Origin of the sequence: Vreelandella stevensii S18214, from assembly GCF_000275725.1 — a bacterium.
Classification (GTDB): Bacteria; Pseudomonadota; Gammaproteobacteria; order Pseudomonadales; family Halomonadaceae; genus Vreelandella; species Vreelandella stevensii.
This window is the reverse complement of record NZ_AJTS01000048.1, coordinates 24,051-41,963: the sequence shown is the minus strand read 5'-3', so window position 1 is coordinate 41,963 and position 17,913 is coordinate 24,051. Positions and strand designations below refer to the sequence as shown.

13 protein-coding genes are annotated in these 17,913 nt (G+C 63.5%); 7 read left to right on the top strand and 6 right to left on the bottom strand.

The genetic code is table 11. The annotated features are described in order from the left end of the window. The first annotated feature begins 12 nt into the window (after window positions 1-12). Window positions 13-489 carry a Dps family protein gene (locus tag HSS18214_RS0114975; RefSeq protein WP_016916087.1) on the top strand — a complete coding sequence of 159 codons (477 nt, stop codon included), beginning with the start codon at window positions 13-15 and terminating at the stop codon, window positions 487-489. 93 nt (window positions 490-582) lie between these two features. On the opposite strand, the gene HSS18214_RS0114970 is transcribed toward HSS18214_RS0114975, so the two are convergent. Beyond that, a complete protein-coding gene (locus HSS18214_RS0114970; RefSeq protein WP_016916086.1) occupies window positions 583-2,070 on the bottom strand; it encodes an aminoacyl-histidine dipeptidase in 1,488 nt (495 codons plus the stop codon). Between the two features lie 27 nt (window positions 2,071-2,097). After that, window positions 2,098-4,308, bottom strand: a complete 2,211-nt coding sequence (locus HSS18214_RS18330; RefSeq protein ID WP_016916085.1) for a tRNA(Met) cytidine acetyltransferase TmcA — start codon at window positions 4,306-4,308, stop codon at window positions 2,098-2,100. A 331-nt stretch (window positions 4,309-4,639) separates the two neighbouring features. Between HSS18214_RS18330 and dctP the strand changes: the two genes are divergently transcribed. The 3 genes from dctP (at window position 4,640) to HSS18214_RS0114950 (ending at window position 7,638) form a co-directional block, all read left to right on the top strand. Continuing rightward, window positions 4,640-5,743 (top strand): TRAP transporter substrate-binding protein DctP, encoded by a 1,104-nt coding sequence (dctP, locus tag HSS18214_RS0114960; protein ID WP_016916084.1) that lies wholly within the window; start codon window positions 4,640-4,642, stop codon window positions 5,741-5,743. Between the two features lie 63 nt (window positions 5,744-5,806). After that, on the top strand, window positions 5,807-6,310 hold the full coding sequence (locus HSS18214_RS0114955; RefSeq protein ID WP_016916083.1) for a TRAP transporter small permease subunit: 504 nt from the start codon (window positions 5,807-5,809) through the stop codon (window positions 6,308-6,310). Next, window positions 6,307-7,638, top strand: a complete 1,332-nt coding sequence (locus HSS18214_RS0114950) for a TRAP transporter large permease (protein WP_016916082.1) — start codon at window positions 6,307-6,309, stop codon at window positions 7,636-7,638. Before HSS18214_RS0114955 ends, HSS18214_RS0114950 begins: the two co-directional genes overlap by 4 nt. 45 nt (window positions 7,639-7,683) lie before the next feature. On the opposite strand, the gene HSS18214_RS0114945 is transcribed toward HSS18214_RS0114950, so the two are convergent. Both HSS18214_RS0114945 and HSS18214_RS0114940 read right to left on the bottom strand, forming a co-directional pair. Continuing rightward, window positions 7,684-8,712: a LacI family DNA-binding transcriptional regulator gene (locus tag HSS18214_RS0114945; protein WP_016916081.1), complete on the bottom strand. Its 1,029-nt coding sequence runs from the start codon at window positions 8,710-8,712 to the stop codon at window positions 7,684-7,686. A gap of 77 nt (window positions 8,713-8,789) precedes the next feature. Then, on the bottom strand, window positions 8,790-9,209 hold the full coding sequence (locus HSS18214_RS0114940; protein ID WP_026001974.1) for a 3-hydroxyacyl-CoA dehydrogenase family protein: 420 nt from the start codon (window positions 9,207-9,209) through the stop codon (window positions 8,790-8,792). Between the two features lie 144 nt (window positions 9,210-9,353). Between HSS18214_RS0114940 and hisD the strand changes: the two genes are divergently transcribed. After that, the gene (gene hisD / locus HSS18214_RS0114935) at window positions 9,354-10,664 is read left to right on the top strand and encodes a histidinol dehydrogenase (protein ID WP_016916080.1); all 1,311 of its coding nucleotides are present in this window, start codon (window positions 9,354-9,356) and stop codon (window positions 10,662-10,664) included. Window positions 10,665-10,918: 254 nt separating this feature from the next. Continuing rightward, a complete protein-coding gene (locus tag HSS18214_RS0114925; RefSeq protein ID WP_016916078.1) occupies window positions 10,919-12,619 on the top strand; it encodes an ABC transporter permease in 1,701 nt (566 codons plus the stop codon). Between the two features lie 25 nt (window positions 12,620-12,644). Here HSS18214_RS0114925 and HSS18214_RS0114920 read toward each other — a convergent pair whose 3' ends face one another. Further along, complete coding sequence (locus tag HSS18214_RS0114920) at window positions 12,645-13,742, bottom strand: ABC transporter ATP-binding protein (RefSeq protein ID WP_016916077.1); 1,098 nt, start codon at window positions 13,740-13,742, stop codon at window positions 12,645-12,647. Between the two features lie 215 nt (window positions 13,743-13,957). Here HSS18214_RS0114920 and HSS18214_RS0114915 point away from each other — a divergent pair, with 215 nt between their 5' ends. Continuing rightward, the gene (locus HSS18214_RS0114915) at window positions 13,958-14,983 is read left to right on the top strand and encodes a Fe(3+) ABC transporter substrate-binding protein (protein ID WP_016916076.1); all 1,026 of its coding nucleotides are present in this window, start codon (window positions 13,958-13,960) and stop codon (window positions 14,981-14,983) included. 89 nt (window positions 14,984-15,072) lie between these two features. Here HSS18214_RS0114915 and polA read toward each other — a convergent pair whose 3' ends face one another. Further along, window positions 15,073-17,838, bottom strand: a complete 2,766-nt coding sequence (gene polA / locus HSS18214_RS0114910; protein ID WP_016916075.1) for a DNA polymerase I — start codon at window positions 17,836-17,838, stop codon at window positions 15,073-15,075. Window positions 17,839-17,913: the final 75 nt, after the last annotated feature.

Below are 17,913 nucleotides of genomic sequence, written 5' to 3'. Positions count from 1 at the left end.
GAGGAGCAGACAATGGAAGATACCAACAGCATTGGCCTACACGAAGGCAGCGCCAGCCAGCTTGCGGAAAAGCTGAATCATCTACTGGCCAACTACCAGATTTTCTACATGAACGTGCGGGGGTACCACTGGAACGTCAAGGGTAACGACTTTTTCGAGCTGCATGCCAAGTTCGAAGAGTTCTACACCGACCTGCTGACCAAAGTGGACGAAGTCGCCGAACGCATCCTGACCCTGGGGCACAAGCCCGTCCACGCCTACAGCGACTACATCGCCCTGTCGCGCATTCAGGAAGACAAGGACGTCCACGACGGCAAAACCTGCGTCAAAGGCGTGCTCACCGGATATCAGACATTGATCGAGCTGCAGCGCGAACTGCTGTCGCTGGCCTCGGATGCCGACGACGAAGGTACCGCCGCTCAGGCAGGCGATTACATTCGCGAGCAGGAAAAGACCGTCTGGATGCTCAACGCCTACCTGGGCAAGTAGGCCTCTCGGCGGCGCACCGCCGAGACACCACCCACGGCACCCTTGCGGTGCCGTTTTTGTTGCCCGCCAGTGTTGCTGGGCGGGCATGTCAGATCAGACCTGGCGACTGGCCGAGTCGGCGGTTTGCCTGGCCAGGGTTTCGATCAGGTCACGCAGCATGGTCCAGAACTCCGCCACGGAAGCGATTTCGACGCGCTCGTCCGGTGAGTGAGCCCCGCGAATCAAGGGCCCGAACGAGATCATGTCCAGATGAGGGTACTTGCTGCCCAGAATCCCGCACTCTAGCCCGGCATGAATGACCTTCACCTCCGGAGCGTGGCCCATCAGCGCCGCATGGCGAGTATTGAAGGTGCCCAGCAGCGGGCTTTCCGGGTTGGGCGCCCAGCCTGGGTAACCATTTTCGACCTTCACGCGGGCGCCCATCAGCCCGAACAGCGCCTGGAAGCGCCCGGCCATGGCCATCGCCGCGCTGTCGTGCAGCGAGCGCACCAATGCGCAGAGGTGAAAACGCCCCTGCTCCACGCTCAGCACGCCAAGATTGTTGGAGGTTTCGACCACTCCCGGCACATCGGCGCTCATCCGCTCGACCCCACAAGGAGCCGCATGCAAGGCGGCCAGCAGCATGGCGCTGGCGTCGCGGGTCAGCGGTTCGGCCTCGGTAGGGGCCGCTTGCGTAGCCGTCAGCACCAGGCCAGGGTCACCGCTACCCAGCTCCGCCTTGAGCGTTCTGGCGAGGGTTTCCACCGTGGCCAGCGCGGCCTCGACATCGTCGGCGGGCAGCGCCACCTGGGCAAAGGCTTCACGGGGAATGGCATTGCGCAGGGTGCCGCCCTGATAGCTCACCAGCCGCGCATCGAAGGCTTCCAGCGCCCACAGCACGCGTACCAGCAGTCGGTTGGCGTTGCCCAGCGGCTTGTCGATATCCATGCCCGAATGACCGCCCTTGAGGCCGGTCAAGGAGAGCGAGATGACCTGCTCATCGGGCTGCAGCGCCGCACCTGGCAGCTGGGCGTCCACCACCACGTCGGCACCGCCCGCGCAGCCGATATAGACCTGGCCACGGTCTTCACTGTCGAGGTTGAGCAGCAGTGCCCCCTCGAGCCACTGCTCGGCCAGATTGAGCGCCCCGCCCATGGAGGTTTCTTCCTCCAGGGTGAACAGCGCTTCCAGCGGCCCGTGGGTCAGTTCCGGGTCCTCCAGCACGGCCAGAATGGCGGCCACGCCCATGCCGTTGTCGGCCCCCAGCGTGGTGCCTTCAGCGTGCAGCCACCCCTCCTTGACCACCGTGCGGATGGGATCCCGCGTGAAATCGTGGGCCTGGCCAGCGTTGGCCTGCGCCACCATGTCCAGGTGCCCCTGCAGGATGATGCCCGGCGCTGCCTCACACCCCGGTGATGCGGGCTTACGGATACGCAGGTTGCCGAAGGCATCCCGGTCATGGGCAAGCCCCAGGCCATCGGCCCAGGCTTCCAGCTTGGCGACCAGCGCTGCCTCGTGGCCCGATGGCCGAGGGGTATTACACAGCGTGCGAAAATGCTGCCACACCAACGTGGGCGCGAGCGCTTCTAGATGTGCGTTCATGGAAACTCTTCGTCATCGATAACCGAGCTACTTTAACCGCTCCTGCCCATCCGAGAAAAGCATCGACGCGGTCATCAGCTGCTGTGTCACTCGGCGCAGTTGCTGCGTGGCTTCGCGCGGGGCATCGGCCAGCGGCTGATTCTGGTAGGCCCAGGCCACCAGCTGCTGATGCGCTAGCCGGGCCTCTCCCAGCGGCATACGACTGGCCTCCCGCCCTAGCGCCTGCAAGGCAGCCCGCGCCAGGGCGGGGTCGCGATGGGCGTAAGCCACGTCGCGGATCGTTTGTCGCTCCACGGCACTCAGCGGCCGTTCAGGCAGCTCGGACAGCAGCAGCGCCACCACCGGCGCGGGCAAGTCGCGTAGCTCGAAGGCCAATAGCCCCTGCAAAGAAGCCACAAAACCTTGCTGCATACTCTGCAATACGGCCTGGCCGGTCTCGTTCAACGACTTGGCGACCATGATGGCATACTCCCCCGTGGCGGCTTCCCGGGTCACGCCCAGGCGCACCGGCGTGAACCCAAGGGCCAGCCAGAATGACAGCAGCCCCGCCTCCGCGCCGAAGGTGGCGCCATACAGCGCGACGCCCTGCTCTGCTGCGCTGGCCATATCGGCTGCCAACAGCCTGTGCCCCAAACCTTCGCGTCGCCGCTCGGGGTGAGCCGCAATGCGCACCACCCTGCGCCAGCTAGCGGTCAACGCCTCGCGATGCCCCCCGTGAGCCGCCAGGGACTGGGCCAGCAAATGCCCCTGGGGCCGCCGCTGGCCCAGTGCCACCTGCTCGGCCAGCGCCGGGTCAAAGCCGCCCTCCTCCCGAGTGACCAGCACCGCCAGCGGCGCCGTCTCGGTGCCCCCCGTGAAAGCAGCCGAGGTGTGGCCCTGGCTTGCCATCATCATGCGCAGCCGCGTGCCGGGGCCATCCATCAGCTGGCGCAAGTCGCTGGGGGTGGTGCGATAGTGCGACTGCACCAGCAGGCCAAACAGCTGCTCCAGCAGCGGTTCGTTGGCGGCCAGCTGTGCCTGGCTCACGCTGAGGGTCTGCGCGTCGATAAGGCCATGCGCGTGGGCCTCAGGCAGCGGCGCGTTCAGCAGCAGCGCCTGTTGAATGACGCTTTCCAGAGGGTCATTGGCTGCCCAGCGAATCGGGGTTTCCAGGGTCAGCTCCCGCCATTGGGGCGTCTGGCGCTCGAGCACCTGCCGAAAACGCAGCGCAAAGCCCCGGCCAGAGCCCTCGTAACCATGCACCGTCGTGGCAAAGGCCATACGCGGGAACGCGGCCAGCCAGCGGGCCAGCATGGCCGCCGGGAGTGCCGCGGCCTCATCCACCAGCAGCAGCGCCCCATTGCCCCCCAAGATACCCTGGGCCAACTGGGTGTCGAGCACGTCTGGTGGCAAGAAGCACAGCGAGCTCCCCGTGGCAGGCAGCTGCACCTCGTGGCCATGGCGCTGCGCCTCAGGGCACAGCGCCATGACACGCTCGAACAGGCTGTCCACCGCGCTGGCCCTGGGGGCGGTGACCAGCAACTGCGGGTAGCTCCCCTGCTGCAGCAAGCGCGCGCAGGCAATGCCCAGCGCCGCGCTTTTCCCGCGCCCTCGGTCGGCCGTTATGACCAGCGGGCGGCGACGCTTGAGCTTGCTCAGGGCCGTGACCGCACGGGCCTGGTCGGGCGTCAGGCAGGCGGGGTCTTCAGGGCGGCGTGGCGAGGGCTGCCCGGCGGGCAGCCTGGAAAGCACCAGCGGGCCAGCCACCGGCCAGCGCACCACCTGAGGCGAAGCACCCAGCTGGCGTGCCAAACGTGCCAAGTAAAAGCTGCTCAGCGCCGTCCAGTGCCAGGGATAGTCGGCAAAGCGTGCGTAGTTCGGGTCGGGGCGCTCACCCCAAGGCTCGGGGGTTACCAGCAGCAGTATACCGCCCGCCGTCAGGGTGCCGGCCAGCGCCCCCAGGGCGTCCGGGTCCAGCCCGTCACGACCGCTGACGTCCATGACGATCAGCTGATGCTCGGCCCCCAGCCGCGTGCGCGCTTTACCTGCAGGCAAGCAAGGCGCCACGGGGGCTTCCTGCGGGTCGCCCACCCACAAGGGCGCTTGCCATGGCTGGGCGTGCCACAGCATTAGTGCCAGACGGCGAGTGTGCTCGGCGGGTCCGCTGAGCCACACGAGCCCCCGCCAACGGCGGCGTTGCCAGCGCCGCGCATGGCCCACCACTAGCGCCATGCGGCGGTCATCACTTGCTTCGCTCATCACGCTCCTCAAGGGTCGATTGCTTACAACTTTGGTACAACAAGGCGCACATTTTCAACGCTTTCAAGCGCTATCCAGACCTGCCCAGCCGTTTAAATAACGACATAAGCATATGTTTTAAAAACACTTTCATATCGAGCGATGTTTCATAGCGTGCGTTAACTTCCTGCAAATCCTGATATTGCGCCGCAGCGGGGGGAGTGTGCTAGCTTAGCGGTACAGCCTTGGCCGCTTTTACTTTACGTAAACGTCAGCCCTACTCGCTGTGCTTTCCTGCTTTCAGGTAATCAACACTAATAACGCCAACCGCCAAAGTACCAGGAAATTGATAATGAAAAAGACTACAAAATTTGCCTTGACCAGCCTTGCCGCTGGCGTCGCATTTGCCGCTCTCACCACGACGGCCCAGGCACAAGAGCAGTGGACCATGACGTCCACCTGGCCCGACAACCTCGATCTGATCAAGCTCGATCAGCACTGGGCCGAGCTGGTCAACCAGCTGGCGGGAGACGAAGTTCAGATCAACTTCCGCGCGGGCGGTACGCTGATGCCCGGCACGGAAGTGTTCGATGCCACCGAGACCGGCAGTATCGAAGCCGCCGGCGACTGGCCAGGCTATTGGGCCGGCCTGAACCCCGCATTCTCACCGCTGGCCACCACCACCAGCCTGTTCAACGCCGTTGACTACATCAACTGGATTCAGCAGTGGGGCGGCCGCGAACTGTACGAAGAGATTTACGGCCAGTACAACATGATGTACCTGCCCTATGCCGCGCTCAACAACGAGTCCGGCTTCATGGGCCGTACGCCCATCGAAAGCATCGCCGACCTGGAAGGCAAGCGTCTGCGTCTCTCGGGCCGTGACCAGGGCCGCGTGCTGGAAGCCCTGGGTGGCTCTCAGGTAACCCTGGCCGGTGGCGAAGTCTATCAGGCCATCGAGCGTGGCGTGATCGATGCCGGTGAGTTCTCGACCCCCGGCGTGGATTACAACGCAGGCTTTGCCGAAGTGGCCGACTACTGGGCCACGCCTGGCTGGCACCAGTCCGCCAGCGTCTTCGGGGTCATGATCAACCTCGACGCCTGGAACGCGCTGTCGGAAGAGACCCAGCAGAAGCTGCGCATCGCTGCCGACGCCACCATGGCCTGGTCACTGGCTTGGTCCGAGCGCGAGTCCACCGATGCCACCCAGAAATTCATCGATGCGGGTATCACCATCAACCAGTTCTCGGAAGAGGATCTGGCCCGCATTCAGGAGATCACCAACGAGGTCATCGTGCGCGGCGCCTGTGAAAACAGTGACCACGCCAAGGTCTACCACTCCATGGTGACCTACCTGGAAGACTACGCCAAATGGCGTGACGTCTCGGCTCCTTTCAACATGAGCCGCACCATGGATAACCTGCCCTCACTGGAAGAGATCGAAGCCTGCCTGTAAGGCGTTTCTGCGCCGCCCCGGGCCGACCGGGGCGGTTTTGTATGCTGACCGCGGAGATCTTCCATGAATGCGATTGCCAAGGCGATCGATGCAATCAATGAGCTGTTTGGGCGATTGATCGCGCCATTGATTGCCATCATTACCCTCATCGTGCTGTACGACATTGCGTCACGCTTTTTTCTCGGCCGCCCCAGTGACTGGGCGTTCGATGTTACCAAGATGCTGTTTGGTGCCCACTTCATGCTGATGGCCGCCTACGGTTTGCGCCATCACGCCCATGTCGAGGTCGACGTGTTGAAACGTTTGCTGTCCCGCAAGCGCCAGGCCCTGATCGAAGTCCTGGGCTACCTGATTTTCTTCGTTCCCTTCATCTGGATGCTGCTGACCTACGGCTGGCGCTTCTTCGAACGCTCCTACACCCGGGGTGAGACCACCTACGGCATGGTGTCGATTCCCGTCTACCCGATCAAAGGCGTTATCGTGGTGGCGGCTGCCCTCATCCTGCTGCAGGCCATTGCCATCGTACTGCGGGCCATCATGCAGTTGCGCGAGGAGAAATCGGCATGAACCTGAGTCCTGAACTGCTGGCGCTGGTGATGTTTGGCGGGCTGCTGATCGGCCTGTTCATGGGCCATCCGCTGGCCTTCGTGCTCGGCGGCGTCGCCGTCATCGGCGCCTTTCTCGGCCCTGGCGAGCGGGTGCTGGGCACTCTGATCAACAACATCTTCGGCAACGCCATGGACAACTACGTGCTAGTTGCCATACCGCTGTTCGTCCTGATGGCACGGTTTCTCAACGATTCCGGGGTCACCGAAAAGATGTTCGATGCCATGCGCCTGCTGCTGGCCAACCTGCGGGGCGGGCTGGCGCTGACCGTGGTCATCGTCTCTGTCCTGCTGGCCGCCACCACCGGTATCGTGGGCGCCTCCATTGCCGTCATGGGCATGATTGCACTGGTGCCGATGCTCAAGTATGGCTACAACAAGGAGCTGAGCACCGGGGTCATCATGGCCAGCGGCTGTCTGGGCATCCTGATCCCGCCCAGCATCATGCTGATCCTGATGGCCAGCTACTCGCCGGTATCGGTAGGCGCCCTGTTTGCAGGGGCGATGATTCCCGGCCTGATGCTGGGGGTGATGTACGCGCTCTACGTACTGCTGATCTGCTACTTCAAGCCCTCCTATGGCCCTCCGGTACCCAAGGAAGAGCGTGCGGAAGTCAGCACTCGGCAACTGCTGATCATGCTGGGCAAGTACGTGGTGCCGCCCATGTCGCTGATCCTCGGGGTACTCGGCGCGCTCTTCACCGGCGTGGCCACCGCTACCGAGGCCTCGGCCATCGGCGTGTTCATTGCCTTTATCCTGTTTTTGATTTTTGGTGACCGCCGGGTCTCCACCTGCTTCAAGACGCTGCTAGAAGCAGGCAAGACCACTACCATGGTCATGCTGGTGCTGGTGGGCGCGACGGCCTTCACCGGGGTGTTCTCACGGGGCGGCGGCATGCAGGTGATTCAGGACCTGCTGCTGGCCATGCCGGGCGGCACCACCGGCGCGCTGATCATGATGCTGTTTCTGGTGTTCATTCTGGGCATGTTCCTGGACTGGACGGGCATCGTCCTGCTCAGCTTCCCGATCATGCTGCCCATCGTTCAGCAAATGGGCGTCGATCCGCTGTGGTTCGTGGTGATGGTGGCCGTAGTGCTGCAAACCTCCTTCCTCACCCCACCGTTTGGCTATGCGCTCTTCTATCTGAAAGGGGTCTCCCCGCCGGGTGTGGAGATCGTCGATCTCTACAAAGCGGTCATCCCCTTCGTGGCGCTGATTCTGCTGGCCTGCCTGCTGATGTCGTTCTTCCCTTGGCTGGTCACCGGCCTGCCACGCATGCTGCTGGGCTAAACTGACGCCCTCGCGTTGCCGCCTTGCCGGGCAAGGCGGCAAATATCAGGAAGATGACGAAGCACCACGCCCCGTTGCCGGGGCGCTGGCGCGTACGATGGGCGTCACCGGTAATACTTTCCGCTCCCCCGCGACCTGCCCACTGGCGATTTGCGCCAGCAGCAGGGCCACCGCCTCGTCCACCATGGGCTCGACCGGCTGTTGAACGGTGGTGAGCCGATAGCTCGGCCAGACCGCCATGGGGATATCGTCGAACCCTACCACCGCCACGTCCTCAGGCACGCGTAGCCCCAGCTCGCCGCTGAGCGTATCGATTACCGCAATGGCCATATGGTCATTGGCGGCAAAGACCGCATCCGGGTAGGGCGCCGCCTCGAACAGCTTGCGGGTCGCCGCCTGGGCTGTCGCGAAGTCATAGTCGCCGCATGCCTCGCCCCAACAGCTGACACCCTGCGCCGCCAGCGCCTCCATGAAGCCATCACGCCGCTGGCTGCTGGTAGAAGAGTCGGCAAGCCCGGCCACCAGCGCGATGCGCCGATAACCGCCAGAGACCAGAAACTCACCCACCCAATAGCCTCCACGATAGTTATCGCTGGCGACCTGGCTGACCCCCTCGAAGGCCACCGTACGGTTGATCAACACCACCGGAATGCCTCGGGAGACGCACTCGCTGGCCAGCGAAGAGGAAAGCGTCGCTGCTAGCATCAGAATGCCGTCTGCCTGGCTCTGCAGAATGTCCGCCATGACGCCCGCCGTCTGCTGCTCGTTGCTGCTCATGAACAGCAGCAGGTGATAGCCATGCTGCTGAAACCGCCGCGCGGCATACTCCAGCATCTGGGCGTAGAACGGGTTGTCCAGCTGGGTCATGACGACCGCGATGGTGCGCGACGAGCGCGTAATCAAGGAGCGGGCGATGGCATTGGGGCGGTAGCCCAACTGCTGGGCCGCCGCCAATACCTTTTCCCGGGTCTGGGGGGCAATGCTGGCGTGGGGAGAGAAGCAGCGACTGACCGCCGACTGCGACACCCCCGCCAGTTCTGCCACTTGCCGTGACGTCACGGGCCGTTTTTTCATGCTCATCCTCTGGTTGGTCGCAAGGCCCCGGCACCCGCCGCGCTAGGCGTGTTGACGCTGATGGGCCATCAGCGCCATCAGGCGGCGGTCACGCCAGGCCTGGCGTTCGGCCAGCTGCGCTTCCGACAATATCTCGCGACGCTCCTGCGCCAGGCGTAGTCCACGACACCGGCTGGGGCGTTCAGGTCGATGGTCTCGAAAGGCCCCATGAACGACCAGCGCAGCCCCAGCCCGTGTTTGACCGTTTTATCCAGGTCCTCGGCGGACACATAGCCATCGCGGAAGAGGCGCAGCGCTTCGTTGAGCAAGGCGCCCTGCAGCCGATTGAGAATGAACCCCTGCACCTCACGCTTGACCAGAATGGGCGCCTGCCCCACTTCCTGCATCAGCACCAGGGTACGCTCGACCACCGCTGCATGGGTCTGCTCCGAGGGCGCGACCCGCCCTGGCAGGCGCATTGTAAATGGGGCCTGCAAGACCCGCACCCGGTTCAACATAGCATGCTCCAAAAGTGTTTGCATTCGTATGCAACAGGCCCTAGCCTTATTCTGCTCCATCATGCTGACCCTACCCAACTGACCCTACCCAACTGACTCTACCCAACTGACTCTACCCAATAACAATCCTTTCAGGAGAGCGTCATGATTCGCCACCTCAAAGCCGGTGCCTCCCTCGAAACCCGCGCCGAAGCGGACCGCCAGGTACGCGAAACCGTCGAGCGTACGCTGGCCGACATCCAGGCCCGAGGCGACGCCGCCATCCGCGAGCTGTCGGAAAAGTTCGATGGCTGGTCACCGGAAAACTTCCGTTTGAGCGAAGCCGAGATTGCTCAGGCCATGAGCGAAGTGTCCGAGCGTGACCTGGACGACATCCGCTTTGCCCAGGCCCAGATACGTCGCTTTGCCGAGGCGCAGCTGGCCTCCATGCAGCCGGTCGAGATCGAAACCCGCCCCGGCGTCATCCTTGGCCACAAACATCTGCCGATGAACGCGGTGGGCTGCTATATCCCCGGGGGTTCCTACCCTATGGTGGCGTCTGCCCACATGAGCGTCCTGACGGCCAAGGTCGCCGGGGTGAAACGCGTCATCGCGGCGGCGCCGCCCTACAAGGGCAAGCCCCACCCCGCCATCGTAGCGGCCATGCACCTGGCAGGCGCGGATGAGATTCTGGTACTCGGCGGCGTTCAGGCCGTGGGTGCCATGGCCATCGGCAGCGACTCCATCGCGCCAGTGGACATGCTGGTGGGCCCCGGCAACGCGTTCGTCGCCGAGGCCAAGCGCCAGCTATATGGCCGTGTCGGCATCGACCTGTTCGCGGGCCCCACCGAGACGCTGGTGATTGCCGACGAGAGCGTGGATGGCTTGCTGTGCGCCACCGACCTGCTGGGGCAGGCAGAGCATGGCCCGACCTCCCCCGCCGCCCTGCTGACCAATTCCGAAGCGCTGGCCCGGGACACTCTGGCGGCCATCGAGGAACTGCTGCAGAAACTGCCCACCGCCGATATCGCGCGCCAGGCCTGGGAGAGTCATGGAGAAATCATCGTCTGTGACAGCCACGAGGAAATGCTGCAAGTGGCCAACGAGATGGCTTACGAGCACGTTCAGGTCATGACCGAAGACCCAGACTTCTACCTGGAGAACATGACCAACTACGGCGCGCTGTTCCTCGGCCCGCGCACCAACGTCGCCTATGGGGACAAGGTGATTGGCACCAACCACACGCTGCCCACCAAAAAGGCAGCGCGCTACACGGGCGGCCTGTGGGTGGGCAAGTTCCTCAAGACCTGCACCTATCAGCGGGTATTGACCGATGAAGCCTCGGCAGAGATCGGCAGCTACTGCTCACGACTCTGCATGCTGGAAGGCTTTGCAGGTCACGCCGAACAGGCCAACGAGCGCGTGCGCCGCTATGGCAAACAGGAGGTGCCCTACGCCTCGGCGGTGGACGCATGAACCTTCCCCAGGCCCCCGGCTTCAGGCTGGACGGCATGCAGGCGCTGGTCACGGGCAGCGCGCTGATGGTGAACGGCGGCTGGACCGCCCACTGAAGGAGCCCCACGGGTACACGCCTCGACCCTGCCCCACGGGCAGGGTTTTTTAATGGGCGGCCGATGAGCTGCACCCCATCGGCGCAGGTGATACTATTTGCAACCGCTATTTTTTCGCATTGACGAGCCACGCAGCTTCTCGTCCAAGGAGATCACGACGTGTCCACGCCCGCTCGCCGCTCATCATCGGCTCTGCTGTCAGGGGTCGCTTCACGCTTTGCGCTGTCGCTCAACCCCTGGTCTATGGCGCTGTTTCTCATCGCGCTGACCGTGGCACTGCCGATTCTGGTGGTTCTGGGCCATATCGTGCTGCCCACCGACGGCATCTGGCAGCACCTGGCCAGTACCGTCCTGCCCCGCTATCTCAGCAATACCTTCTGGCTGGTGCTGTGGGTAGGCCTCGGTACCTTGGTGATTGGCACGGGAACCGCCTGGCTGGTGGTCATGTGCCGCTTTCCAGGCAAGCGCATCTTCGAGTGGGCGCTGCTGCTGCCGCTGGCCGTTCCCACCTACGTGATCGCCTATGCCTACACGGATTTCCTGCAGGTGGCCGGGCCGCTGCAGAGCATGCTGCGGGAGTGGTTCGACTGGCGAGTGGGCGACTACTACTTTCCCAACATTCGCTCGTTGGGGGGCGCCATCACGCTGATCACCTTCGTGCTCTACCCCTATGTCTACCTGCTGGCCAGGGCCTCGTTTCTGGAGCAGTCGGTGTGCGTGCTGGACGTGGGACGCACGCTGGGGCGCGGGCCGTGGCACCTGTTTGGCACCGTGGCCCTGCCCCTGGCGCGGCCTGCGCTGGTGGGCGGCGTGTCGCTGGTGCTGATGGAAACCCTCAATGAGTTCGGGGCAGTGCAATTCTTTGGCGTGGACACCTTCACCACCGGTATCTACCGCACCTGGTTCGGACTGGGCGAGCCGGTGGCGGCCGCACAGCTGGCGGCCTGCCTGCTGACCTTCGTGATCGTGCTGGTACTGCTGGAGCGCTGGTCACGGGGCAAGCGGCGTTACTTCCATACCTCCAGCCGTTACCAGCAGCTGCCCGAGTACCGTCTGCGCGGCTGGCAGGCCACCGGTGCGTTTCTGGCCTGCCTGCTGCCCATCACCATCGGCTTCCTGCTGCCCAGCGGCCTGCTCTTGAACATGGCGATTCGGATTGGCGACAGCCTGTTCGGCACGCGCTTCATCGGCTTCGCCCTGAACAGCCTGTCGCTGTCGGCCATTGCGGCCCTGATTGCGGTGGGGCTGGCGGTGCTGCTGAGCTATGGCGTACGCCTCAACAACTCCCCCAGCGCACGCCTGTTCACCCGCATTGCGGCCATGGGCTACGCCATTCCGGGCTCCGTGGTGGCGGTCGGCATTCTGATTCCCTTTGCCTGGCTGGACCACACCCTCAACTCCTGGCTGCACGCCAACTACGGCAAGATTATCGGGCTGGTCTTCAGCGGCACGGCCTTCATTCTGATCTACGCCTACGTGGTGCGCTTTCTGGCGGTGTCGTTCAATGCCGTGGAAGCCAGCCTGGGCAAGGTCACCCCCAGCATGGATGCCGCCTCGCGCACCCTGGGCCAAACCGCAGGGGGCACGCTGCGACGCATTCATACGCCCCTGATGCGCAGTAGCCTGTTGGCGGCGGGGATTCTGGTCTTCGTCGATGCCATGAAGGAGCTGCCGGCCACCATCATCCTGCGGCCGTTCAACTTCGATACGCTGGCGGTGCGCGCCCATAACCTGGCGTCGGACGAGCGGCTGGCGGAGGCCTCTACGGCCTCACTGACCATCGTGGTGGTGGGGATCCTACCGGTGATTCTCCTCAGCCTGGCCATGCGCCGAGCGCGCCCCGGCAGCCAGGCCGAGTAAGTTCAAACACACGCCTTCCCGCGCCTCAGCGTGGGAAGATGAAGACCTGGGAGTGGTCCAGATCGATGTCGATGGGCTGGCCCTCCTGGGGCAGGAACACCCCAGGTACACGGGCATGCAGGTGCGCTTCCTGGCCATCGCTGCCATGGGCACACAGGTGGATCAGGCTGGTGCGGCCCAGCAGCTTGGCCATGACCACGTGGCTATGGCTGTGCGCTTCGGCTGGCAGGTCTCGCTCCTGAATGCGCAGCGCCTCGGGGCGAATCATCACCTGCACGTCACTGCCTTCCGGCAGCCAGCTGGCATCCACCGCGCCCACGGGGGTCTGCACTCGCCCGCCTTGCACCACTCCCGCCAGCTCGTTGACCTCGCCAAAGAAAGTCACCACGAAGGGGTCGATGGGCGCACAGTAAAGCTCGCGAGGCGTGCCGGTCTGGACGATCTTGCCATCGCGCATCAGTGCGATGCGGTCCGCCATGAACATCGCCTCTTCCGGGTCGTGGGTCACCAGCAGCGTGGCCGAACCCAGCTTTTTCAACACGTGCAGCGTGTCGTCTCGGATACGATCCCGCAGCCGGGCATCCAGGCTGGAAAAGGGCTCGTCCAGCAGCATCAGCCGCGGCGTAGGCGCCAGCGCGCGGGCCAGCGCGACACGCTGCTGCTGGCCTCCCGACAGCATGTGCGGGTAAGTTTCGGCATAGGCGGCCATGCCCAGCTGGTCCAACAGTTCCAAAGCACGCGCGCGGCGCTGGCTGGAGGGCAGCTGTTTCAGGCCAAAGGTGACATTTTCCAGCACGCTCAGATGGGGAAACAGCGCCGAATCCTGGAACGCCAGGCCCACGTTGCGCTTTTCGGGCGGCACATGGCGCTTGCCAGGGGCAGCGATGGCCTGCCCGTCCAGGCTGACCTCGCCTTCCTGCACCACCTCCAGGCCTGCCGCGATACGCAGCAGGGTGGTCTTGCCGCAGCCGGAAGGACCCAGCAGGCACACCACTTCGCCCTGGCCGATCTCCAGATCGATGCCCTTGACCACCTTATTGGCTGCAAACGTGTGCTCGACACCCCGCAGCGACAGCGCCGCCGCCGGTGCTGCCACCTCTGAAAATGACACCGTTGCCGTCATTCGTTCACCCATGGTTAGTGCGCAGCGCAGATGCCTGACTGCGAACACGGTTGAAAGTTATTTGCATTCTATTTTCTATTGGCGGCAGATGCACGCACATGCACAAAAAGTGTTGCGTGTCATTATCATTTCGCTTGACGTCCATGGAACAAGACGCTTCAATAGGCGCAGTTTGCCAATGCAACTTATTATCATAAACATTTAGGGTGTATGTTATGAAAAAGACACGTCTTGCAGTCTCTGTCGCCGCCGTCATGGCTGGCTCGGCATTTGCTAGCAGCACACTGGCTAACGAGGTCAACATCTACTCCGCTCGCCACTACGACTCAGACGAGATTCTGTACAACGCGTTCACCGAAGAAACGGGGATCAAGGTGAATGTACTGGAAGGCGACGCCAATCAGTTGATGGAGCGTATGCAGCGTGAAGGCGTGGCCAGCCCTGCCGACGTCATGCTGACCGTGGATGCCGGCAACCTGTGGCGTGCCGAGCAGGATGGCCTGTTCCAGGCCGTGGATTCCGACGTGCTGAACGAGCGCCTGCCGGAGTCCATGCGTCATCCCGAAGGCATGTGGTTTGGCTTCAGCCAGCGCGCACGGGTGATTTTCTACAACCGTGAGAACTTCGACCCGAGCCAGATCGCTACCTATGAAGACCTGGCCGACCCGCAGTTCGAAGGCAAGATCTGTATCCGCTCTTCCAACAACATCTACAACCAGTCTCTGCTGGCCTCGATGATCGAGCACCACGGTGCGGAAGAAGCGCAAGAGTGGGCACAGGGCGTGGTCAACAACCTGGCGCGCAACCCGGAAGGCGGTGATACCGACCAGATTCTGGGCGTGGCCAGCGGCGAATGCGAGCTGGGCGTGGCCAACCACTACTACTATGTTCGTCTGCTGCACTCCAGCGAAGCTTCCGACCGCGAAGCCGCCCGTAAAGTGGGCGTGATCTTCCCGAACCAGGATGATCGCGGCACGCACATCAACGTGGGTGGTGCAGGTCTGGTCGCCAACGCGCAGAACGCCGAGAACGGCATCCGCTTCCTCGAGTTCCTGGCTTCCGACCAGGCCCAGGAAGTGCTGGCCGAGCGTAACTACGAGTTCCCGGTGGTCGATGGCGTGAAGAAGAACCCGGTTCTGGAGTCCTGGGGCGACTTCCAGCGCGACGAAGTGAACATCAGCGAGCTGGGTAACAACAACCCGGAAGCCGTGCGCATTTTCGACCGCGTCAACTGGCGCTAAGCGCTGGCCCAGGCAGTATGCAAAACCCCACCGCAAGGTGGGGTTTTTGTGTGGATGGCCAGTCAACCAGGGTTTGAACGGCGCCTCCTCTAGTGTGCTTCGTCCCAGTTGGCGCCGCTCTGGGCTTCCACGATCAGCGGCACGCTCAGTGTGGCCGCCGACTGCATCCGTGCACTGACCTCCTCGATGAACGCGTCTACCTGCGTTTCAGCCACCTCGAACACCAGTTCGTCGTGCACCTGCATGACCATCAGGGCATCGAACGCCCCTTCCGCCAGCCACGCATCCACGTCGATCATCGCCTGCTTGATGATGTCTGCCGCCGTGCCCTGCATGGGCGCGTTGATTGCGGTGCGCTCGGCCCCCTGACGGCGGTTGCGGTTCTGCGAGTGGATCTCGGGCAGGTAGAGCCGCCGCCCCATGACGGTCTCGACGAAGCCGTTGTCGGCGGCCTGACTGCGAATGCGATCCATGTAGCGGGCAACGCCGGGGTAACGGTCGAAGTAGCGGTCGATGTAGGTCTGCGCCTGCTGGCGTTCGAGATGCAGCTGACGCGACAGCCCCCAGGCGCTCATGCCATAGATCAAACCGAAGTTGATCGCCTTGGCACTGCGGCGCTGGTCGGCGGTGACCTTGTCCAGCGCGGTGCCAAACACTTCGGCGGCGGTGGCGGTATGGATGTCGCGGCCCTGTTCGAAGGCTTCCAGCAGCCCCTTGTCTTCCGACAGGTGGGCCATGATGCGCAGCTCGATCTGCGAGTAGTCCGCGGCCACGATGCGATACCCGGGGCGGGCCACGAAGGCCTGGCGAATCTTGCGCCCCTCTTCGGTACGGATCGGAATGTTCTGCAGGTTCGGGTCCGACGAGGAGAGCCGCCCGGTGGCGGTCACCGCCTGGTGATAGCTGGTGTGCACGCGGCCGGTTTTCTTGTTCAACAGGCGCGGCAGCTTGTCGGTATAGGTGGACTTCAGCTTGGCCAGGCCACGGTGCTGCATGATCACCTTGGGCAAGGGGTAGTCCAGCGCCAGCTCTTCCAGCACGGCTTCGGCGGTGGAAGGCGCGCCCTTGGGCGTTTTCTTGATGACCGGAATTTTCTGCTCTTCGAACAGAATCTGGCCCAGCTGCTTGGGGGACCCCAGGTTGAACTCGCGGCCCGCCAGCTCGAAGGCTTCACTTTCAAGCTCGCGAATACGCTGCTCCAGCTGCTGGCTCTGCTGGTGCAGGCGCTCGGCATCCAGCGCCACCCCGTTACGCTCGATCCGCGACAGCACCTTGATCAGCGGCAGCTCCAGGTGATCGAGCACCTCGGCCAGGCGGCCTTCCTGCTCGACCTGCGGGCGCAGCGTCTGCTGCAGGCGCAGGGTAATGTCCACGTCTTCACAGGCGTAGGGCGCGGCCTGCTCCAGGGCTATCTGGTTGAAGGTGAGCTGCTTGGCGCCTTTCCCGGCAATCTCCTCGAAGGAGATGGTCTTTTCCCCCAGGTACTTGAGGGCCAGCGAATCCATGTCGTGGCGGGTCGCGGTGGAGTTGAGCACGTAGGACGCCAGCATGGTATCGGCAAACGGCCCCGTGACGTGAATATCCACGTTGGCCAATACGGAAATATCGTACTTGAGGTTCTGGCCGATCTTGGTTTTGCCGGGATCTTCCAGCAGCGGCTTGAGCGCCTCGAGAACGCTGCGGCGGTCGAGCTGGGCAGGCGCATCCAGATAGTCGTGGGCCAGCGGGATATAGGCCGCTTCACCGGGTTCCAGCGCCAGGCCGACCCCGACGATCTCGGCATCCATGTAGTTGAGGCTGGTGGTTTCCAGATCGAAGCAGAAGCGCTCGGCGCTGCGCAGCCGCTCAAGCCACGCGTCCAGTTCGGCCTGCTCGGTGATCACGTGGTCGCGGCGTGGGCCTGGGGCCGTGCCCGACGCCACCTGCTCGGCCTGCGGGGTTGGCTGGCCGCCGCTGACGTCGTCCACGCCCTCGTCCTTGCCCTCCAGCAGCTCCGCCAGCCACTGCTTGAACTCCATCTCCTTGTAGAGCGCCACCAGCGCTTCCCGATCCGGGTGAGCGATCTCCAGGTCGTCCAGCCCTACGGGCAGGTCGCAGTCGACCTTGATGGTGGCCAGCCGATAGGAGAGAAACGCCTGTTCGCGGTGCTCTTCCAGTTTTTTGGGGAGCGTCTTGGCTCCTCGAAAGCCCAGCGTGGTGACCCGTTCCAGGTCGCCATAGATGGTCTCCAGCCCGCCACCCATGCCTTGCAGCAGGCCAATGGCGGTTTTTTCTCCCACGCCGGGCACGCCAGGAATGTTGTCCACCTTGTCGCCCATCAGCGCGAGGAAGTCGATGATCAGCGCAGGCGGCAGCCCAAATTTCTCCTCGACACCGGCCTCATCCAGGGTCTCTTCCTTCATGGTATTGACCAGCGTGATATGGCGATTCACCAGCTGGGCCATGTCCTTGTCGCCGGTGGAGATCACCGCGTCACGCCCGGCCTGGGTGGCATGATGCGCCAGCGTGCCGATGACATCGTCGGCTTCGACGCCTTCGATGCACAGCAGCGGCAGCCCCAGCGCTTTCACGCAGGCGTGTAGCGGCTCGATCTGGCTACGCAGGTCATCGGGCATCGGCGGGCGGTGGGACTTGTAGTCGCTGTACATGTCGTCGCGAAACGTCTTGCCCGGCGCATCGAAGACCACCGCCATGGGGCTATCGGGGTAGTCCTTGATCAGCCGCTTGAGCATGTTCAGCACGCCTTTCACGGCGCCCGTGGGCTGGCCGTTGGAGTTCGTCAGCGGCGGCAGCGCGTGGAACGCACGGTAAAGGTACGAAGAGCCATCAACTAGCACGATAGGGGCACGGGCCATAACCAGATTCCATAGTCAGCAGAACAGTAAGAGCGTCTATTCTGCAATGATACGCGTTCGGCGGCGCGACTGCAG

What these genes read in the sequence shown, in the direction of transcription:
- polA (WP_016916075.1), bottom strand. Translation starts at nt 17,838, where the DNA reads ATGGCCCGTGCCCCTATCGTGCTAGTTGATGGCTCTTCGTACCTTTAC.
- dctP (WP_016916084.1), top strand. Translation starts at nt 4,640, where the DNA reads ATGAAAAAGACTACAAAATTTGCCTTGACCAGCCTTGCCGCTGGCGTC.
- hisD (WP_016916080.1), top strand. Translation starts at nt 9,354, where the DNA reads ATGATTCGCCACCTCAAAGCCGGTGCCTCCCTCGAAACCCGCGCCGAA.
- HSS18214_RS0114915 (WP_016916076.1), top strand. Translation starts at nt 13,958, where the DNA reads ATGAAAAAGACACGTCTTGCAGTCTCTGTCGCCGCCGTCATGGCTGGC.
- HSS18214_RS0114920 (WP_016916077.1), bottom strand. Translation starts at nt 13,742, where the DNA reads ATGACGGCAACGGTGTCATTTTCAGAGGTGGCAGCACCGGCGGCGGCG.
- HSS18214_RS0114970 (WP_016916086.1), bottom strand. Translation starts at nt 2,070, where the DNA reads ATGAACGCACATCTAGAAGCGCTCGCGCCCACGTTGGTGTGGCAGCAT.
- HSS18214_RS0114975 (WP_016916087.1), top strand. Translation starts at nt 13, where the DNA reads ATGGAAGATACCAACAGCATTGGCCTACACGAAGGCAGCGCCAGCCAG.
- HSS18214_RS0114940 (WP_026001974.1), bottom strand. Translation starts at nt 9,209, where the DNA reads ATGTTGAACCGGGTGCGGGTCTTGCAGGCCCCATTTACAATGCGCCTG.
- HSS18214_RS18330 (WP_016916085.1), bottom strand. Translation starts at nt 4,308, where the DNA reads ATGAGCGAAGCAAGTGATGACCGCCGCATGGCGCTAGTGGTGGGCCAT.
- HSS18214_RS0114945 (WP_016916081.1), bottom strand. Translation starts at nt 8,712, where the DNA reads ATGAAAAAACGGCCCGTGACGTCACGGCAAGTGGCAGAACTGGCGGGG.
- HSS18214_RS0114950 (WP_016916082.1), top strand. Translation starts at nt 6,307, where the DNA reads ATGAACCTGAGTCCTGAACTGCTGGCGCTGGTGATGTTTGGCGGGCTG.
- HSS18214_RS0114955 (WP_016916083.1), top strand. Translation starts at nt 5,807, where the DNA reads ATGAATGCGATTGCCAAGGCGATCGATGCAATCAATGAGCTGTTTGGG.